Source organism: Pseudomonas sp. WC1 (assembly GCF_050586565.1).
Classification (GTDB): domain Bacteria; phylum Pseudomonadota; class Gammaproteobacteria; order Pseudomonadales; family Pseudomonadaceae; genus Aquipseudomonas.
The window spans coordinates 38,997-55,277 of record NZ_JBOBDQ010000001.1 but is presented as its reverse complement, the minus strand read 5'-3'; the positions used below and the strand labels follow the sequence as shown (position 1 = coordinate 55,277).

Below are 16,281 nucleotides of genomic sequence, written 5' to 3'. Positions count from 1 at the left end.
GGGACGCCAAAACAACTGATTCACTCGGCCAGGTCCTGCTCCTCGATGGTCAGGTTGTGGTTGGTGAACACGCAGATGTCGCCGGCGATGTTCAGGGCGGCCTCGGTGATTTCGCGGGCCGACAGGTCGGTCTTGTTCAGCAGGGCGCGGGCCGCGGCCTGGGCATAGCCACCGCCGGAACCCATGGCGATCAGCCCGTCCTCGGGTTCGACCACGTCGCCGTTGCCGGTGATGATCAGGGATGCATCCTTGTTGGCCACGGCCAGCATCGCTTCCAGGCGGCTCAGCGAGCGGTCGGTACGCCATTCCTTGGCCAGCTCGACGGCGGCACGCACCAGGTGGCCGGAGTGTTTCTGCAGCTGGGCTTCGAAGCGCTCGAACAGGGTGAAGGCATCGGCGGTGGCACCGGCAAAACCGGCGATGACCTGGCCGTTGTACAGGCGCCGCACTTTCTTGGCGTTGCCTTTCATCACGGTGTTGCCGAGGGAAACCTGGCCGTCGCCGCCCATGACGACTTTGCCGTTACGGCGGACAGAAACGATGGTAGTCAAGGGGAGAGTCTCCACGCAGCGGGGCGAAAATGCCTGATGCAGACTCATATGGGGGGAGGGGGGAAGGATTTCAACCGAGAGGGATGAATGGTTGTTTCAAGGCATTGCCTGGCAGGCCTGCTCCACACAATGACCCCGGGGGGCTTCGTGGGAGCGGGCTTGCCCCGCGATGGCGTTACTCAGGCCTCGTGGCAGATGTGCCCATCGACCAAGGTATAACGCACCGCGCCCGGCAGGCAGTGGCCGATGAACGGGCAGTTCTCGCCGCGGGAGAACCAGTGTTCGCCGGCCACGGTCGAGGCTTTCGGGTCGAACAGCACCAGGTCGGCGGCGGCGCCGACTTTCAGCTCGCCGGCTGGCAGGCGCATGGCCGTGGCCGGGCCGCTGCTCAGGCGTGCCAACAAGGTCGGCAGGTCGAGCAGGCCGTCCTCCACCAGGGTCATGGCCAGCGGCAACAGCAGCTCGACACTGCTGATGCCTGGCTCGGTGGCGCCGAACGGCGCCAGCTTGGCATCGCGCTCGTGGGGCTGGTGATGGCTGGAGATTGCCTGGATCACCCCAGACTTTACCGCCTCGCGCAGGCCGTCGCGGTCGGCGGCGGTGCGCAGTGGCGGCTGCACGTGGTAAAGGCTTGAGAAGTCGCGCAGGGCCTCATCGGTGAGGATCAGCTGGTACAGCGCCACATCGGCGGTGACCGGCAGCCCCAACTGCTGGGCCTGGGCGATCAGCCGGGCGCCACGGGCGCTGGTGATCTGTGTGAAGTGAGCGCGTACGCCGCTCTGCTCGACCAGCAGCAGGTTGCGGGCCAGGGCCACGGTCTCGGCGGTTTCCGGGATGCCAGGCAGGCCGAGGAAGCTGGCCATCGGCCCCTCGTGGGCGAGGCCGCCCTGGGCCAGGTCACGGTCCTGGGAATGGAACACCACTGTCAGGTCGAAGGTGGCGGCGTATTCCAGGGCGCGAGCCAGGGTGCGGTTGTTGGGGATCTCTTTAAGGCCGTTGCCGAAGGCCACGCAGCCAGTGTCGCGCAGGGCCACCAGTTCGGCCAGTTGCTCGCCTTCCAGGCCTTTGGTCAGGGCACCGATCGGATAGACCTTGCTGTTGGCCGCTTCGCGGGCGCGGTCAAGGATCAGTTCGGCGACGGCCGAGGTGTCCAATACTGGCTTGGTCTGCGGTGGGCAGCACAGGCTGGTGACGCCACCGGCGACCGCGGCGCGGGTTTCGCTGGCGATGTTGCCTTTGCGGCTGTAGCCAGGTTCGCGCAGGGAGACGCCGAGGTCGACCAGGCCTGGGGCGGCGACCAGGCCATCGGCCTGGATCATGCGGCTGGCGCTGAAGCCGGCTGGAGCCGCGCCAATGGCGGCAATGCGCCCGCCGTCGAGGTGCAGGTCGGTGACCTTGTCCAGGCCGCTGGCAGGATCGATGACCCGGGCGCCGATAATGCTGATGGTCACTGGGCGTTCTCCTGCTCGAATTGACGTTGCGCGTTCTGCCCGCTCATGGCCATGGACAGTACTGCCATGCGTACGGCGATGCCGTAGGTGACCTGATTGAGGATCACCGAATGCTGGCCGTCGGCCACTGCCGACTCGATCTCCACGCCGCGGTTGATCGGGCCCGGGTGCATGACAATGGCGTCGGGTTTGGCACCGGCCAGGCGCGCGGTGGTCAGGCCGAACAGGCGGTAGAACTCGCCCTCGCTGGGCAGCAGGCCGCCGGCCATTCGCTCACGCTGCAGGCGCAGCATGATCACCACGTCGACATCCTTGAGGCCTTCGGCGAGGTCCGTGTACACCTTCACGCCGTACTGCTCGATGCCGATCGGGATCAGCGTCTTCGGGCCGATCACGCGGATGTCCGGGCAGCCCAGCGCCTTGAGCGCGAGCATGTCGGAGCGGGCCACGCGCGAGTGCAGGATATCGCCGACGATGGCCACCGACAGGTTCTCGAAGCTGCCCTTGTGCCGACGGATGGTCAGCATGTCGAGCATGCCCTGGGTCGGGTGGGCGTGGCGGCCGTCACCGCCGTTGATCACCGCCACGTCCGGGCACACGTGCTCGGCGATGAAATGGGCGGCGCCGGAGTCGGAGTGGCGCACGACGAACATGTCGGCGGCCATGGCCTCCAGGTTGCGCAGGGTGTCGAACAGGGTCTCGCCCTTGCTGGTCGAGGAGGTCGACACGTTCAGGCTGATCACGTCGGCCGACAGGCGCTGGGCGGCCAGCTCGAAGGTGGTGCGGGTACGGGTGGAGTTCTCGAAGAACACGTTGCACACGGTCTTGCCGCGCAGCAGCGGGACTTTCTTCACGGCCCGGGCGCCGACTTCGAGGAACGAGTCGGCGGTGTCGAGGATCTCGGTCAGCAGTTCGCGGGGCAAACCGTCGAGCGAGAGGAAGTGGCGCAGCTGGCCCTGATCATTGAGCTGCAGCGGGCGCTTGGCGTCGAATGGCGTCATCGCGGGGGACTCTTAAAGGGCGGATGCGGGAGCGAGGTCCTGGCGCTCGAGGGCGAGCGGCGTGGGTCCGGTCAATTTTACCCGTTCATGGGCGGCCAGGGACAGGGTGGCGCCAAGCACATTCGGGCGGATCGGCAGTTCGCCGGCATCCAGGTCGAGCAGGCAAACCAGCGTCACGCTGGCCGGGCGGCCGTAGTCGAACAGCTCGTTGAGCGCGGCGCGGATGGTACGCCCGCTCATCAGCACGTCGTCCACCAGCACCAGGTGCTGGCCTTCGATCTCGAAGGGCAGTTCCGAGGGGCGAACCTGCGGGTGCAGGCCGTTCTGGCTGAAATCGTCACGGTAGAAGGAGACGTCCAGGGTACCCAGCGGGCTCTGGTCGCCGAGCTCGGCCTGCAGGGCCTGGGCCACCCACACACCGCCGGTGCGGATGCCGATGAAGCGTGGCTCGGCGATCGTGCGGCGGGCCAGGTGGGCGCGAAGGTCGATGGCCATCTGCCGGATCAGGTCGGCGGGATTGGGTAGGCTCATTGCGTGCTCCTCGGAAGGCGGGCGCCGGCAAGCCGCCGGCGGCAAAGCGGATTTAAGTGTTGGCCTCCAGCCAGCCTTGCAGCAGCAGGGCCGCGGCGATGGCGTCGACCGGATTGTCGCGGTAGCTGCCATGACGGCCGCCACGGGCCATCTGCTCGCCCTTGGCTTCGAAGGTGGTGAGCCGTTCGTCGTGGGTGTGTACCGGCAGGTTGTAGCGGCCGTGCAGGCGACGGGCGAATTTTTCGGCGCGTTCGCTCATCTCGCTGGGCGTGCCGTCCATGTTCAGTGGCAGGCCGACGACGATGGCGTCGGGTTTCCATTCCTTGATCAGCTTCTCGACCTGGTTCCAGTCCGGCACGCCGTTCTGCGCCTTGAGCGTGCACAGTTCTCGGGCCTGGCCGGTGATCACCTGGCCGACGGCCACGCCGATCTGCCGGGTGCCGTAGTCGAAGCCAAGCAGCAAGCGCAGTTCGGCCATCAGGCGTGGCCCGCCTGGCTGGTCAGCAGGCTGAGGTTGATCCCCAGGCTGGCGGCGGCGGCGCCCAGGCGCATGTCGCTGGCCATGCCGAAGATGATCTCGGGGTCGAAGGGGCAGTTGAGCCAGGCGTTGTCGGCAAGCTCGGCCTCCAGCTGGCCGGCTTCCCAGCCCGCGTAGCCCAGGGTGATCAGGCTCTTGCGCGGACCGTCGCCGGCGGCGATGGCGAACAGCACGTCCTGGGAGGTGGACAGCGACAGGCCCTCCAGCTCGACCGTGGCCTGGTAGCTGCGGTCGTTGCTGTGGAGCACGAAGCCGCGGTCGGTCTGCACCGGGCCGCCCTGGTAGATCGGGATGTGCAGGGTGCTGGCGGGCGGCTCATCGTCCGGGCGCAACTGCTCGAGGATGTCGGCCAGGTTCAGCTCCTGCGGGCGGTTGACCACCAGGCCCATGGCGCCGTGGGCATTGTGCTCGACGATGTAGGTGAGGGTCTGGGCAAAGTTCGGATCGGCCATGTGCGGCATGGCGATCAGGAACTGGTGCTTGAGGTAGCTGGGGGCGAGGGTCTTCATGTCCGCTAGTGTGGCGCCAGGTGGCGAGGCTGACAAGCCGGCTCCTCCACCGATCGTGCAGAACTCAAGCCATGCGCTGTCCCTGTGGGAGCTGGCTTGCCAGCGATGGGCCGCAACGCGGCCCCGATCAGTTGCTCGACAGCCGGTCACCCCGGGCAAAGCGCCAGGTACGGATGATCTCCAGGCGGTCGAACTCCGCCAGGTCCCCGGTGAATGGCGCGAAGGGCGCCGCCAGGCGCACGATGCGCTGGGCAGCCTGGTCCAGCACGGGCTGGCCGGAGGACTCCAGCACCAGCACCTCGTACAGCGAACCGTCGCGGTTGATCGACACCATCATCCGCAGGCTGCCGTACATCTGCTGGCGCCGGGCTTCTTCGGGGTAGTTGAGGTTGCCGATGCGCTCGACCTTCTTGCGCCACTCTTCCTTGTACCAGGCACCCTTGTCGCGCAGGGTCGAGGCGGCATTCAGGCGGTGGATGCGCGGGCGTTTGGCGTAAAGCTGCTGTTCCTGGGACAGTTCGGCCTCGAGGCTGGCGATCTGGCTGGACAGCTGCGAACTGTCGAAGTCCGGTACCTTGGCCTCGGGCTTAGGTTGCGGCTTGCTCTCCTTGGGCCTGGGCTCGGCTTTCTGCGGCTTCGGTGCCTGGGTGGCGACCACGGACTTCGCCGGTGCCGGGGGCGTTTGCGGTTTCGCCGCCGGGGGGGGGGTGATCTTGTTGATCTTGCTGTCCTGGAACGGTGCGACCTCGGTGGTCTTGGGCACCGCTTTCTTGTCCAGCGTACCGCTACCCTGCTGGTTGTCCTGGGCTTGGAAATCGGCCTTCTCGGGCGCTTTCTCGCTCTTGAAGGTGGCCAGGGTGATATCCATGGCGTGTCGGATTTCGGCCGGTTTGACCACGGTGAAACCCACGCCCAGGATCAGCGCCAGGTGCACCAGGGCGGCCAGGAACAGGGTGAAACCGAGCCGGTCCACCGGGCGGACGCGCGGTGGCAGCAGGTCGGGTGGGATGTCGGCGGGGAGCGTCATCGGGTATCCAGCAACCGCTAGGCTCTGTACCAAAAGCCTTGATACTTGTTCATGCTGCGTTGAAAACAGCCTCGGAATGCTCATGTACTCCAGTACACTCCGCTTCCTCGGCTGTTTTCGCCTTGCCTGACCTGCGTCTCAAGACTTTTCGTACAGAGCCTAGGCGGGGCAGCAGCTCAGTCGAAAAGGACCGGCATCATACCCCACTGCGCGGTGTTGCCACCTGTCTTCGGTCAGCGCGCCTGAAGCTTGCGATCAATGGCGTCCATCAATTGCCCGCAGATATTGGTGTTGAAGGCGGCGTCGATCTCGCGGATGCAGGTCGGGCTGGTGACGTTGATTTCGGTGAGGTAGTCGCCGATCACGTCCAGGCCGACGAACAGCAGGCCCTTTTCACGCAAGGTCGGGCCGACCTGGGCGGCGATCCAGCGATCGCGCTCGCTCAACGGGCGGGCTTCGCCGCGACCACCGGCGGCCAGGTTGCCGCGGGTCTCGCCGCTGGCCGGGATGCGCGCCAGGCAGTAGTCCACCGGCTCGCCGTCGATCATCAGGATGCGCTTGTCGCCGTCCTTGATCGCCGGCAGGTAGGCCTGCGCCATGATCTGCTGGGCGCCGAGCGCGGTCAGGGTCTCGAGGATCACCGACAGGTTGGGGTCGCCGACCCGGTGACGGAAGATCGAAGTGCCACCCATGCCATCCAGCGGTTTGAGAATCACATCACCATGCTCGGCGGCGAACTCGCGGATGATGTCGGGGCGGCGGCTGACCAGCGTGGGGGGCGTGCACTGCGGGAACAGCGTGGCGAACAGCTTCTCGTTGCAGTCGCGCAGGCTCTGCGGGCGGTTGACCACCAGCACGCCTTCGGCCTCGGCCTGTTCCAGCAGGTAGGTGCTGTAGACGAACTCCATGTCGAAGGGCGGGTCCTTGCGCATCAGGATCACGTCCAGCTCGGCCAGGGTGCTGTCCTGCTCCTCGCCCAGTTCGAACCAGCGGGCCGGGTCGGCGAACACCTTGAGCGGGCGCATGCGTGCGCGGGCCTTGCCCTGGCCCTGGTACAGATCGCGCTGCTCCATGTAGAACAGGCTCCAGCCGCGGGCCTGGGCGGCCAGCAGCATGGCCAGCGAGCTGTCCTTTTTGTAGGAGATGGACGCGATGGGGTCCATGACAATCCCGAGGCGAACGCTCATGGGTAGTTCCTCTTGGCGGCCCTAGGCCGCGATGGCACGAAAGAAAAGTGGCTCAGGGTGGCGCCGGGCGCGCCCACGGTCAAGGGGCGGGCGGATGGAATGGCCTTCGGGAGTGTGCTAAAAAGGCTCGATCAAGCTTCAAGCTCCAAGCCACAAGCTGCAAGAGAGCCGGGCTGCACACCCATTTGCTTTTACTTGACGCTTGTAACTTGCAGCTTGCCGCTCAGACCAGAGCAGCAAATGATGGCGAACTATATGGAACAACCCCTGAAGGTGATGGTGATCGACGATTCCCGCACGATCCGCCGCACCGCGCAGATGTTGCTCGGCGAGGCAGGCTGCGAGGTGATCACCGCCAGTGACGGCTTCGACGCCCTGGCCAAGATCGTCGACCACAAACCGCGGGTCATCTTCGTCGACGTGCTGATGCCGCGCCTCGATGGCTACCAGACCTGCGCCATCATCAAGCACAACAGCGCGTTCAAGGACACCCCGGTGATCCTGCTCTCTTCCCGCGACGGCCTGTTCGACAAGGCCCGCGGCCGGGTGGTCGGCTCCGACCAGTTCCTGACCAAACCGTTCAGCAAGGAAGAACTGCTCGACGCGATCCGTGCCTGCGTGCCCGGTTTCGCCGCGCAGGATCCACACGCACCCTGACGCGCCCACGCAAGGCGGCGTCTCTATTTCCTGATGGGGAAACAGCATGGCCCGAGTTCTGATTGTCGACGACTCGCCGACAGAGATGTACAGATTGACCGAATGGCTGGAGAAGCACGGCTATGGGGTGCTCAAGGCCGACAACGGTGCCGACGGCGTGGCCCTGGCCCGCCAGGAAAAACCCGACGCGGTGCTGATGGACATTGTCATGCCCGGCATGAACGGATTCCAGGCCACCCGCCAGTTGAGCAAGGACCCGGAAACCAGCGCCATCCCGGTGATCGTGGTCACCACCAAGGACCAGGAAACCGATCGGATCTGGGCCCAGCGCCAGGGCGCCCGCGACTTCCTGACCAAACCTGTGGAAGAAGACGCGCTGATCGCCAAGCTCAAAGAAGTGCTGCAGGCTTGACCACCCGGCCCCAGGGCGCATCGCTGACCGCCTTCGAGCTGCTGCTGGACATCGACCGGCGCTGCCGCCTGCTGGTGGCCGACCAGCCACCGCAGGACATCCGCCTGCAACAATGGAGCGGCATCGGCTTTCGTGTCGCCGGGCAGTGGTTCGTCGCGCCCATGGGTGAAGTCGCCGAAGTGTTGCGCGAACCCCGCGGTAGCCGGGTGCCTGGTGTGCAGCCCTGGGTGCGCGGAGTGGCCAACCTGCGTGGGCGGCTGCTGCCGGTGATGGACCTGTGTGCATTCTTCGGCCTGGGGCCGGCGGCGGCGGGCAAGCAACGGCGGGTGCTGGTGCTGGATCACGAAGAGCTGTTCGCCGGGCTGCTGGTGGACGAAGTGGTCGGCCTGCAGCACTTCGCCCTGAGCAGCCTCGAGCTGTCGCCGCCGCAACCGTTGATCCGCGCGGCCGCGCCCTTCGTGCAGGGCCATTTTCCCCGTGAGCGCAATTGGGCGATCTTCAGCCCGTTCGCCCTGGCCCAGGCGCCGGGCTTTCTCGATGTGGCGTTGTAGAGGACTTTCGACGTGAACAAGCCAGGACCCACCGTTGCCGCAGCCGGCGTCTCGCCCGCCGCCGTGGCCCAACGCCCGCGCAGCACCGCGCAGATCACCGTGCTGTTCGTGGTGCTGATCCTGTCGATCGTCCTGTTGTTCGCCAACTTCGCCTACCTCAACACCCAGGCCAACCACGACAAGCAGTACATCGGCCATGCCGGCGAGCTGCGCGTGCTGTCCCAGCGCATTGCCAAGAACGCCACCGAGGCGGCGGCGGGCAAGGCGCTGGCGTTCAGGCTGCTCAGCGACGCGCGCAACGACTTCGAGCGGCGCTGGAGCTACCTGCGCGAGGGGGACGAGACCACCGGCCTGCCCGCCGCGCCCGCCACGGTACGCGACGAAATGGACGCGGTGCGCCAGGACTGGGAGAACCTGCGCAAGAACACCGACACCATCCTGGCCAGCGAACAGACCGTGCTGTCGTTGCACCAGGTCGCGGCCACCCTGGCCGAGACCGTTCCGCAGTTGCAGGTCGAATACGAGAAAGTGGTGGAAATCCTGCTGCAGAGCGGTGCGCCGGCCAACCAGGTGGCCGTGGCCCAGCGCCAGTTGCTGTTGGCCGAGCGCATTCTCGGCTCGGTCAACACCGTGCTCGCCGGTGACGAGACTTCGGTGCAGGCCGCCGATGCCTTCGGCCGCGACGCCAGCCGCTTCGGCCAGGTGCTCGAGGGCATGCTCGCCGGCAACCCGGCGATCCAGGTCACCCGCGTCGAGGACGCCGATGCCCGGGCGCGGCTGGCCGAGATCGCCGAACTGTTCCAGTTCGTCTCGGGCTCGGTGGACGAAATCCTCGAGACTTCGCCCGAACTGTTCCGCGTGCGCGAGGCTGCCGGTAACATCTTCAGCCTGTCGCAGACCCTGCTCGACGAGGCCTCGCACCTGGCCAACGGCTTCGAAAACCTGGCCGGCGGGCGTACCCTCGATACTGTCGGCGGCTACGTACTCGGCCTGCTGGCACTGGCCTCGATCATCCTCATCGGCCTGGTGATGGTGCGCGCCACCCACCGCCAGCTCCGCGAGACCGCGGAAAAGAACGAGCGCAACCAGCAGGCGATCATGCGCCTGCTCGACGAGATCGAGGAACTGGCCGACGGCGACCTGACCGTGACCGTTTCGGTGACAGAGGACTTCACCGGAGCCATCGCCGACTCGATCAACTTCTCGGTCGACCAGCTGCGCGACCTGGTAGCCACCATCAACCACAGTGCCGAGCAGGTCGCCGCTGCGGTGCAGGACACCCAGAACACCGCCCGCCAACTGGCCAAGGCCTCCGAGCACCAGGCCGAGCAGATCAGCGAGGCGTCCGAGGCGGTGGGCGACATGGTCGAGTCGATCGACCGGGTCTCCGCGCATGCCTATGAATCGGCCAAGGTGGCCGAGCGTTCGGTGGCCATCGCCAACAAGGGCAACGAAGTGGTGCACAACACCATCCACGGCATGGACAACATCCGCGAGCAGATCCAGGACACCGCCAAGCGGATCAAGCGCCTGGGTGAGTCCTCCCAGGAGATCGGCGATATCGTCAGCCTGATCGACGACATTGCCGAGCAGACCAACATCCTCGCCCTCAACGCGGCCATCCAGGCATCGCTCGCCGGCGAGGCCGGCCGCGGCTTTGCCGTGGTCGCCGACGAGGTGCAGCGCCTGGCCGAGCGCTCGTCCTCGGCAACCCGGCAGATCGAGGCGTTGGTACGCACCATCCAGGCCGATACCAACGAGGCGGTGATCTCCATGGAGCAGACCACCGCCGAAGTGGTGCGCGGCGCGCGCCTGGCCCAGGACGCCGGCGTGGCCCTGGCAGAGATCGAAGGCGTGTCGCAGACGATGGCCGACCTTATTCACAGCATCTCCGATGCCGCTCAGTTGCAGACGTCGTCTGCCGGGCAGATTTCCCACACCATGGCGGTGATCCAGCAGATCACCGCGCAGACCTCCGCCGGTTCCGGCGCCACGGCCGACAGCATCCGCCACCTGGCACGCATGGCCAGCGAGATGCGCCGCTCGGTATCCGGTTTCACCCTGCCCAAGCCGGTGGAGCGGTCGTGAGCGGGGCGAGCATGGCCGGCCCGGGCAATACGGCCGGCGAGCGCCACGACACGGTGTCCCTGGCCTGGATCAAGGCCCCCATCCTCGATTGCCTGGCGCAGGCGCGCCAGGCCCTGGAGCGTTTCTCGGCGGAGCCAGGCGACCTGTCGATGCTGGCGTTCTTCGTCGACAACCTGCACCAGGTGCACGGTTGCCTGCACCTGCTCGAATTGCCGGGCGCGACGCGTCTGGCCGAGGAACTGGAGTTGCTGGGACGGGCCATGGCCGAGGGCCAGGTGAGCCCTCGCGGCGACTGCCTGGGCGCGCTGTTCCGGGGGCTTGAGCAATTGCCGCCTTACCTGGATCGTCTGCGGGGAGCGCGTCACGACTTGCCGCTGGTGGTCATGCCGTTGCTCAACCAGCTGCGGGTCTGCCGGGGTGCCGAGCCCCTGGCCCAGGGCAGCCTGCTGGGCGAACTCGGGCAGCGCCTGGCGGGCGCCGCGGACCTCGCCAACCTCGACCTTTCCCTGGGGAGCTGGCGTGAGCACATGCAGGCCGGCCCTGGGCGGGACGCGCTGCGTTCGGTGGTGATGGCCCTGTGCGATGACCTGATGCGCATCAAGGACCGTCTCGACCCCTTTGTCAGTGGCGAGCATCCGCCCCGCGAGTCGTTGGAAACCTTGCTGCCACCCTTGCGCCATGTCGCAGATACCCTGGCAGTGCTGGGTTTCCAGCAGCCACGACGAGTAATCATCGACCAGGTGCTGGCGCTGCAGGCGCAGGTCGAGAAGGACGGCGCGGTGGACGAGGCGCTGTTGATGGATGTCGCCGGGGCGCTGTTGTACGTCGAGGCGACCCTCAACGGCATGGTCGGCCCGTTGGAGGAGACCTCGCCAGGCAACCTGCCTGGTTCTGACCTTGCCGAGATTCGCCAACTGGTACTCAACGAGTCGCTCAATGTGCTGCAGCAGGCCAAGGACCTGATCGGCGACTGCCTGGAGTCGGACTGGTCGCGTCAGCGCCTGCAGGCCTTGCCCGGTTTGCTGCAGCAGGTGCGCGGGGCGTTGGCGATGCTGATGCTGCCGGCCGCCGCCGAGGTGTTCGGTGGGTGCGCGGGGTATGTGCAGGGCTGGTTGGTCCATGTGGAGGACGAGCCGCTGCCCGATGAGCTGGCCCACCTGGCCGATGCCCTGTGCGCCGGGGAGGCCTGGTTGCAGTGGCGGGTGGCCGATCCGCTGGCCGATGCCCAGCGTTTCATCGACATGGCCCACGCGAGCCTGACCGCCCTGGGCGTGCAATGCCCGCGTCTCGAGCGGCCCTTGGCTGGCTCTGGCATGGCGGACGGTGTCGATGACGAGTTGCGCGAGGTTTTTCTCGAAGAGGCCGGCGAACTGTTGCCTGAACTCGAGCGCCAGTGGCTGCGTTGGCGTGCCGACAACGGCCTGCGCGAGGCACTGATCGAGGTACGCCGCGCGCTGCATACGCTCAAGGGCAGCGGGCGGATGGTTCATGCAGAGGCCGTGGCAGAACTCGCCTGGGGCGCCGAGCACCTGCTCAACCGGGTGCTGGAGGGGCGCATCACACTGAGCGCCGAAGGCCTGGTGGCCTTGCAGCAAGTGTTCGTGCGCCTGCCCGACCTGCTCGCCGACTTCGCCGCCAGCCAATTGCCGCCCACTGCGGAGATAGAGCAACTGGCCGGGCATCTGCACGCACTGGCGCTCAATGACACGCCGGCCAGCGCCAGCATCGACGGGCTCGATCCGCAGCTGCTGGAGATTTTCCGTAACGAGGCTCAGGGGCACCTGGCCGGGCTCGATGTTTTCCTGCAGGTGGCTGGTGCCCAAGGCACAGTGGTCAGCGACAGCCTGCAACGCGCCTTGCACACCCTCAAGGGCAGCGCCGCCATGGCCGGCGTGATGCCGGTGGCGGAACTGGCCACCGCGCTCGACCGCCTGGTGCGCGAGTACAAAGGTCACCACCTGCCTTTACAGCAGGCCGAGATCGAGCTGCTGGAGGCTGCGCGTGCGCTGTTCCACCTGGGGCTGGCCCAGTTGGATAGCTCACCATTGGCTGCCATCCCGGGGGCTGCGGCGTTGATCGAGCAGGTCGGGCAAACGGTCGATGCCAGGCTCGCCCGGCACCAGGCCGAGCCGCACCCGTCGCGCCGGGCCAGACGTGACCCGCAACTGACGGCCACCTTCCTGACCCTGGGCATGGATATCCTGCTTGACGCCGAGGCGCGGCTGGCCAACTGGCAGGCCGACCCCACGCAGCATCATGAGCTGCACCTGCTGCTCGAGGAAATGACCACCCTCAGCCATGGTGCGCACCAGGCTGAGCTGTGGCAGGTGGATGAAGTCTGCGAAGGGCTGCTCGACCTCTATGGCGCGGTCGAAGAGGGCAGCCTTGCGGTGACACCGCGTTTCTTTGCCATCGCCCGTCAGGCCCACGAAGCGCTGCTCGACCTGTTCGACGAAATAGCCGCCGGGCAGGATCCGACCGCCCGCCCCGATTGCCTGGCCGCCTTGCATGGCTTGCTTGACGATGCCCTCGACCCGGCGGCCCTGGGGTTGGTCGGCGCAGCTGGCGCGACAGTGCTGCCCCAACCTGGCCAGCTGCCGGACCCCGCTGTCGTCGAGCTGTTTCTCGAGGAGGCCGCGGATATTCTCGAGGGCGCCGACCAGGCACTGCGGCAATGGAAGGACGATCCCGAAAGCCTGTCACCGCTGTCTGCGTTGCAACATGATGTTCTGACCCTCAAGGGCGGTGCGCAGATGGCCGCGATTGGTGCCATCGAAGTGCTTGCCCAGGAGCTCGCGCTGCTCTACGAAGGGCTGGTGGACCGGCGGATCGGGGCAAGCCCAGGGCTGTTCGAGCTGCTCGCACGCAGCCATGACGCCCTGGCCGAGATGCTGCGCAGCTTGCGCGAGGGCCGGTCACCGCTGTCGGCGGTGGCGTTGCTGGGCGAGCTGCGCGATTTCCGCCATAACGCTCCGCCACCTGGCCCGACCGAGGCGCAGGACGACACGCAGGAAAGCGAAGGCGACAAGGAACTACTGGAGGTTTTCCTCGAAGAGAGCTCCGATATCCTCGAAAGCGCGGCCCAGTCCCTGGCGCGTTGGCAGGCCGACCCGCGCAACACGGTCGAGGTGGAGAACCTGTTGCGCGACCTGCACACCCTAAAGGGTGGGGCGCGCATGGTCGAGATCGCCGCCATCGGCGATCTGGCCCATGAGCTGGAATTCCTGTACGAGCTGCTGGCGGCCGCGCGGCTGCCGTCGACGCCGGCCTTGTTCAGCTTGCTGCAGAACTGCCATGACCGCCTGGCGCACATGCTCGACGCGGCGCGCCTGGGCGAGCCGCTGCACGCGGCGACGGCGCTGATCGACTATATCCGCAACTTCTCCAGCGCCGCGCTGACCGACAGCGCCGCCGGGCAGCCCCAGGCCGAGCCCGCCCCGGCCGAAGCCCCGGCTGTCGCGCCCGAGCGGGCCGGGGACATGGTCAAGGTCGATGCCGAACTGCTTGACGACCTGGGCAACCTGGCCGGCGAGCATTCGGTGATCCGTGGGCGCATCGAGCAGCAGGTCAACGATGCGCAGTTCGCTCTCAACGAGATGGAGACCACGCTGGAGCGCATGCGCGACCAGCTGCTGCGCCTGGATATCGAGACCCAGGGGCGGATCTCGAGCCGGCACCAGTTCGAGGGTGACGCCTATGACGACTTCGACCCCCTGGAGATGGACCGTCATTCGCAGTTGCAGCAATTGTCGCGGGCGCTGTTCGAGTCCACCTCGGACCTGCTCGACCTCAAGGAGACCCTGCTGCAGCGGGCCCAGGAAGCGCACAGCCTGTTGCAGCAGCAGGCGCGGGTCAACAGCCAGTTGCAAGAGGGGCTGACCGCCACCTTGATGGTACCGTTCGAGCGCCTGGTGCCGCGTTTGCAACGGGTGGTGCGGCAGGTGGCGAGCGAACTGGGCAAACAGGTCGAACTGGTGGTCGGCAATGCCGAGGGCGAGCTGGACCGCAGTGTGCTCGAGCGCATGGTCGCGCCGCTGGAACACATGCTGCGCAATGCCGTCGACCATGGCCTGGAAGCCCGCGAGGCGCGCCTGGCGGCCGATAAGCCGGAGCAGGGCACCATCCACCTGAACCTGCTGCACGAAGGCGCCGACATCGTCATCGAGATGAGCGACGACGGTGCCGGGGTGCCGCTGGAGGCGGTGCGCAACAAGGCGATCAAACGCGGCCTGCTCGATCCGCAGGCACGCTTGAGCGACCACGAGATCCTGCAGTTCATCCTGCGCCCGGGGTTTTCCACTGCCGAGAAGATCACCCAGATCTCCGGGCGCGGCCTGGGCATGGACGTGGTCCATGAAGAGGTCAAGCAGCTGGGCGGTTCGATGAGCATCGAGTCCAGCCCCGGCAAGGGCGCGCGCTTCCTGATCCGCTTGCCGTTCACCGTGTCGGTGAACCGGGCGCTGATGGTGCACGTGGAGGATGAGCAGTACGCTATTGGGCTGAACACCATCGAGGGCATCGTGCGCGTGCCGCCATCGGAGCTCGAGGCCTGCTACAGACTCGACCCGCCACGCTACAGCTATGCCGGCCATGACTACGCGCTGCGTTACCTCGGCGAGCTGCTGCAGGAGGGTACGCAACCCAACCTGCTGGGCCAGAGCGTGCCGCTGCCGGTGCTGCTCACCCATTCCCACGAGCAATCGTTCGCGATCCAGGTCGACAGCCTGTCGCCCAGCCGCGAGATCGTGGTCAAGAGCCTGGGCCCGCAGTTCGCGGCGGTGCCGGGGCTGTCCGGTGCCACCCTGCTTGGCGACGGGCGGGTGGTGCTGATTCTCGACCTGCTCGGCCAGTTGCGCGGCCAGCAGCGACGCCTGGCGCGCCTGCCGGGCGCGGCGCAGGGGCAGCATCTGCTGACCGGCCCGGTGCCCAGGCGGCCATTGCTGGTGATGGTGGTGGACGACTCGGTGACCGTGCGCAAGGTCACCAGCCGCCTGCTCGAACGCCACGGCATGAGCGTGCTGACCGCCAAGGACGGGGTGGATGCCATGGCGCTGCTCGAGGAGCACCGCCCGGACGTGTTGCTGCTGGACATCGAGATGCCGCGCATGGACGGCTTCGAGGTGGCCACGCGCATCCGCCGCGACGAACGCCTGGCACAGTTGCCGATCATCATGATCACCTCGCGTACCGGGCAGAAGCACCGCGACCGGGCCATGGCCATCGGCGTCAACGATTACCTCGGCAAGCCCTACCAGGAGTCGGTCCTGTTGCAGAGCATCGCCCACTGGAGCCAGCCCCATGCTTGAACATATCGCCGGCCAGCGCAGCAGCCTCACCGGCTTGCTGTTGCCCCTGGGCGACCGCACCCTGGTACTGCCCAACGTGGCGGTGGCCGAATTGATTGGTCATCGTGCCATCGCCTGCGAGCCAGGAGAGCCGGCCTGGCACCTGGGCTGGGTGGACTGGCGCCAGCAGCGCTTGCCGTTGATCGGTTTCGAGGCGGCCTGTGGCGGGCAGACCACTTGCGGCGAGCGGGCACGGGTTGTGGTGCTCAACGCATTGGGAGATACCGGCCTGCGCTTCCTGGCGTTGCTGCTGCAGGGTATTCCGCGCTCGTGCAAGCTCGACAGCCAGTTGAACTATGTTGACGTGCCGCTGGCCGCGCTGGAGCTGGCGGCAGTGCAGGTGGGCGAGCAGGTGGCGCGGGTGCCGGACCTGGCCGGGCTGGAAAGATTGGTACGTGACGCTGATCTGCAATCTGCAGCTGGCTAGGATGAT

Annotated in this window: 14 protein-coding genes; 6 read left to right on the top strand and 8 right to left on the bottom strand. The window is 66.8% G+C overall.

What is annotated here, in order from left to right:
- Positions 1 to 20: 20 nt before the first annotated feature.
- The 8 genes from hslV to gshB form a co-directional block, all read right to left on the bottom strand.
- Positions 21 to 551, bottom strand: coding sequence for an ATP-dependent protease subunit HslV (hslV, locus tag ACQ4OD_RS00250; RefSeq protein WP_011536056.1), 531 nt, complete (start codon positions 549 to 551; stop codon positions 21 to 23).
- Positions 552 to 730: 179 nt separating this feature from the next.
- Complete coding sequence (locus ACQ4OD_RS00245) at positions 731 to 2,002, bottom strand: dihydroorotase (RefSeq protein WP_139674006.1); 1,272 nt, start codon at positions 2,000 to 2,002, stop codon at positions 731 to 733.
- Positions 1,999 to 3,003 (bottom strand): aspartate carbamoyltransferase catalytic subunit, encoded by a 1,005-nt coding sequence (locus ACQ4OD_RS00240; protein WP_102682236.1) that lies wholly within the window; start codon positions 3,001 to 3,003, stop codon positions 1,999 to 2,001. The genes ACQ4OD_RS00245 and ACQ4OD_RS00240 overlap by 4 nt, the downstream gene beginning before the upstream one ends.
- Positions 3,004 to 3,015: 12 nt before the next feature.
- Positions 3,016 to 3,534, bottom strand: a complete 519-nt coding sequence (pyrR, locus tag ACQ4OD_RS00235) for a bifunctional pyr operon transcriptional regulator/uracil phosphoribosyltransferase PyrR (protein ID WP_139674003.1) — start codon at positions 3,532 to 3,534, stop codon at positions 3,016 to 3,018.
- Positions 3,535 to 3,586: 52 nt separating this feature from the next.
- Positions 3,587 to 4,012 (bottom strand): Holliday junction resolvase RuvX, encoded by a 426-nt coding sequence (gene ruvX / locus ACQ4OD_RS00230; RefSeq protein WP_028688357.1) that lies wholly within the window; start codon positions 4,010 to 4,012, stop codon positions 3,587 to 3,589.
- Entirely contained in the window at positions 4,012 to 4,581 is a 570-nt protein-coding gene (locus ACQ4OD_RS00225) for a YqgE/AlgH family protein (RefSeq protein WP_102682234.1), read from the bottom strand. The genes ruvX and ACQ4OD_RS00225 overlap by 1 nt, the downstream gene beginning before the upstream one ends.
- Positions 4,582 to 4,708: 127 nt before the next feature.
- Complete coding sequence (locus ACQ4OD_RS00220; RefSeq protein WP_198755091.1) at positions 4,709 to 5,608, bottom strand: energy transducer TonB; 900 nt, start codon at positions 5,606 to 5,608, stop codon at positions 4,709 to 4,711.
- 233 nt (positions 5,609 to 5,841) lie between these two features.
- On the bottom strand, positions 5,842 to 6,795 hold the full coding sequence (gene gshB / locus ACQ4OD_RS00215; RefSeq protein ID WP_430943687.1) for a glutathione synthase: 954 nt from the start codon (positions 6,793 to 6,795) through the stop codon (positions 5,842 to 5,844).
- 255 nt (positions 6,796 to 7,050) lie between these two features.
- Here gshB and pilG point away from each other — a divergent pair, with 255 nt between their 5' ends.
- From pilG to ACQ4OD_RS00185, 6 genes are all read left to right on the top strand, one after another.
- Complete coding sequence (pilG, locus tag ACQ4OD_RS00210) at positions 7,051 to 7,452, top strand: twitching motility response regulator PilG (protein WP_102682258.1); 402 nt, start codon at positions 7,051 to 7,053, stop codon at positions 7,450 to 7,452.
- 46 nt (positions 7,453 to 7,498) lie between these two features.
- Positions 7,499 to 7,864, top strand: a complete 366-nt coding sequence (gene pilH / locus ACQ4OD_RS00205; RefSeq protein ID WP_046853925.1) for a twitching motility response regulator PilH — start codon at positions 7,499 to 7,501, stop codon at positions 7,862 to 7,864.
- The gene (locus ACQ4OD_RS00200) at positions 7,861 to 8,415 is read left to right on the top strand and encodes a chemotaxis protein CheW (RefSeq protein ID WP_046853926.1); all 555 of its coding nucleotides are present in this window, start codon (positions 7,861 to 7,863) and stop codon (positions 8,413 to 8,415) included. Before pilH ends, ACQ4OD_RS00200 begins: the two co-directional genes overlap by 4 nt.
- A gap of 63 nt (positions 8,416 to 8,478) precedes the next feature.
- Complete coding sequence (locus ACQ4OD_RS00195; protein WP_430943715.1) at positions 8,479 to 10,503, top strand: methyl-accepting chemotaxis protein; 2,025 nt, start codon at positions 8,479 to 8,481, stop codon at positions 10,501 to 10,503.
- Positions 10,504 to 10,514: 11 nt separating this feature from the next.
- Positions 10,515 to 15,809 carry an Hpt domain-containing protein gene (locus tag ACQ4OD_RS00190; protein WP_430943714.1) on the top strand — a complete coding sequence of 1,765 codons (5,295 nt, stop codon included), beginning with the start codon at positions 10,515 to 10,517 and terminating at the stop codon, positions 15,807 to 15,809.
- Positions 15,802 to 16,275, top strand: a complete 474-nt coding sequence (locus tag ACQ4OD_RS00185) for a chemotaxis protein CheW (protein WP_023632084.1) — start codon at positions 15,802 to 15,804, stop codon at positions 16,273 to 16,275. Before ACQ4OD_RS00190 ends, ACQ4OD_RS00185 begins: the two co-directional genes overlap by 8 nt.
- Positions 16,276 to 16,281 lie beyond the last annotated feature (6 nt).

What these genes read in the sequence shown, in the direction of transcription:
- ACQ4OD_RS00240 (WP_102682236.1), bottom strand. Translation starts at nt 3,003, where the DNA reads ATGACGCCATTCGACGCCAAGCGCCCGCTGCAGCTCAATGATCAGGGC.
- pyrR (WP_139674003.1), bottom strand. Translation starts at nt 3,534, where the DNA reads ATGAGCCTACCCAATCCCGCCGACCTGATCCGGCAGATGGCCATCGAC.
- ruvX (WP_028688357.1), bottom strand. Translation starts at nt 4,012, where the DNA reads ATGGCCGAACTGCGCTTGCTGCTTGGCTTCGACTACGGCACCCGGCAG.
- ACQ4OD_RS00225 (WP_102682234.1), bottom strand. Translation starts at nt 4,581, where the DNA reads ATGAAGACCCTCGCCCCCAGCTACCTCAAGCACCAGTTCCTGATCGCC.
- ACQ4OD_RS00220 (WP_198755091.1), bottom strand. Translation starts at nt 5,608, where the DNA reads ATGACGCTCCCCGCCGACATCCCACCCGACCTGCTGCCACCGCGCGTC.
- gshB (WP_430943687.1), bottom strand. Translation starts at nt 6,795, where the DNA reads ATGAGCGTTCGCCTCGGGATTGTCATGGACCCCATCGCGTCCATCTCC.
- pilG (WP_102682258.1), top strand. Translation starts at nt 7,051, where the DNA reads ATGGAACAACCCCTGAAGGTGATGGTGATCGACGATTCCCGCACGATC.
- pilH (WP_046853925.1), top strand. Translation starts at nt 7,499, where the DNA reads ATGGCCCGAGTTCTGATTGTCGACGACTCGCCGACAGAGATGTACAGA.
- ACQ4OD_RS00190 (WP_430943714.1), top strand. Translation starts at nt 10,515, where the DNA reads ATGGCCGGCCCGGGCAATACGGCCGGCGAGCGCCACGACACGGTGTCC.
- ACQ4OD_RS00185 (WP_023632084.1), top strand. Translation starts at nt 15,802, where the DNA reads ATGCTTGAACATATCGCCGGCCAGCGCAGCAGCCTCACCGGCTTGCTG.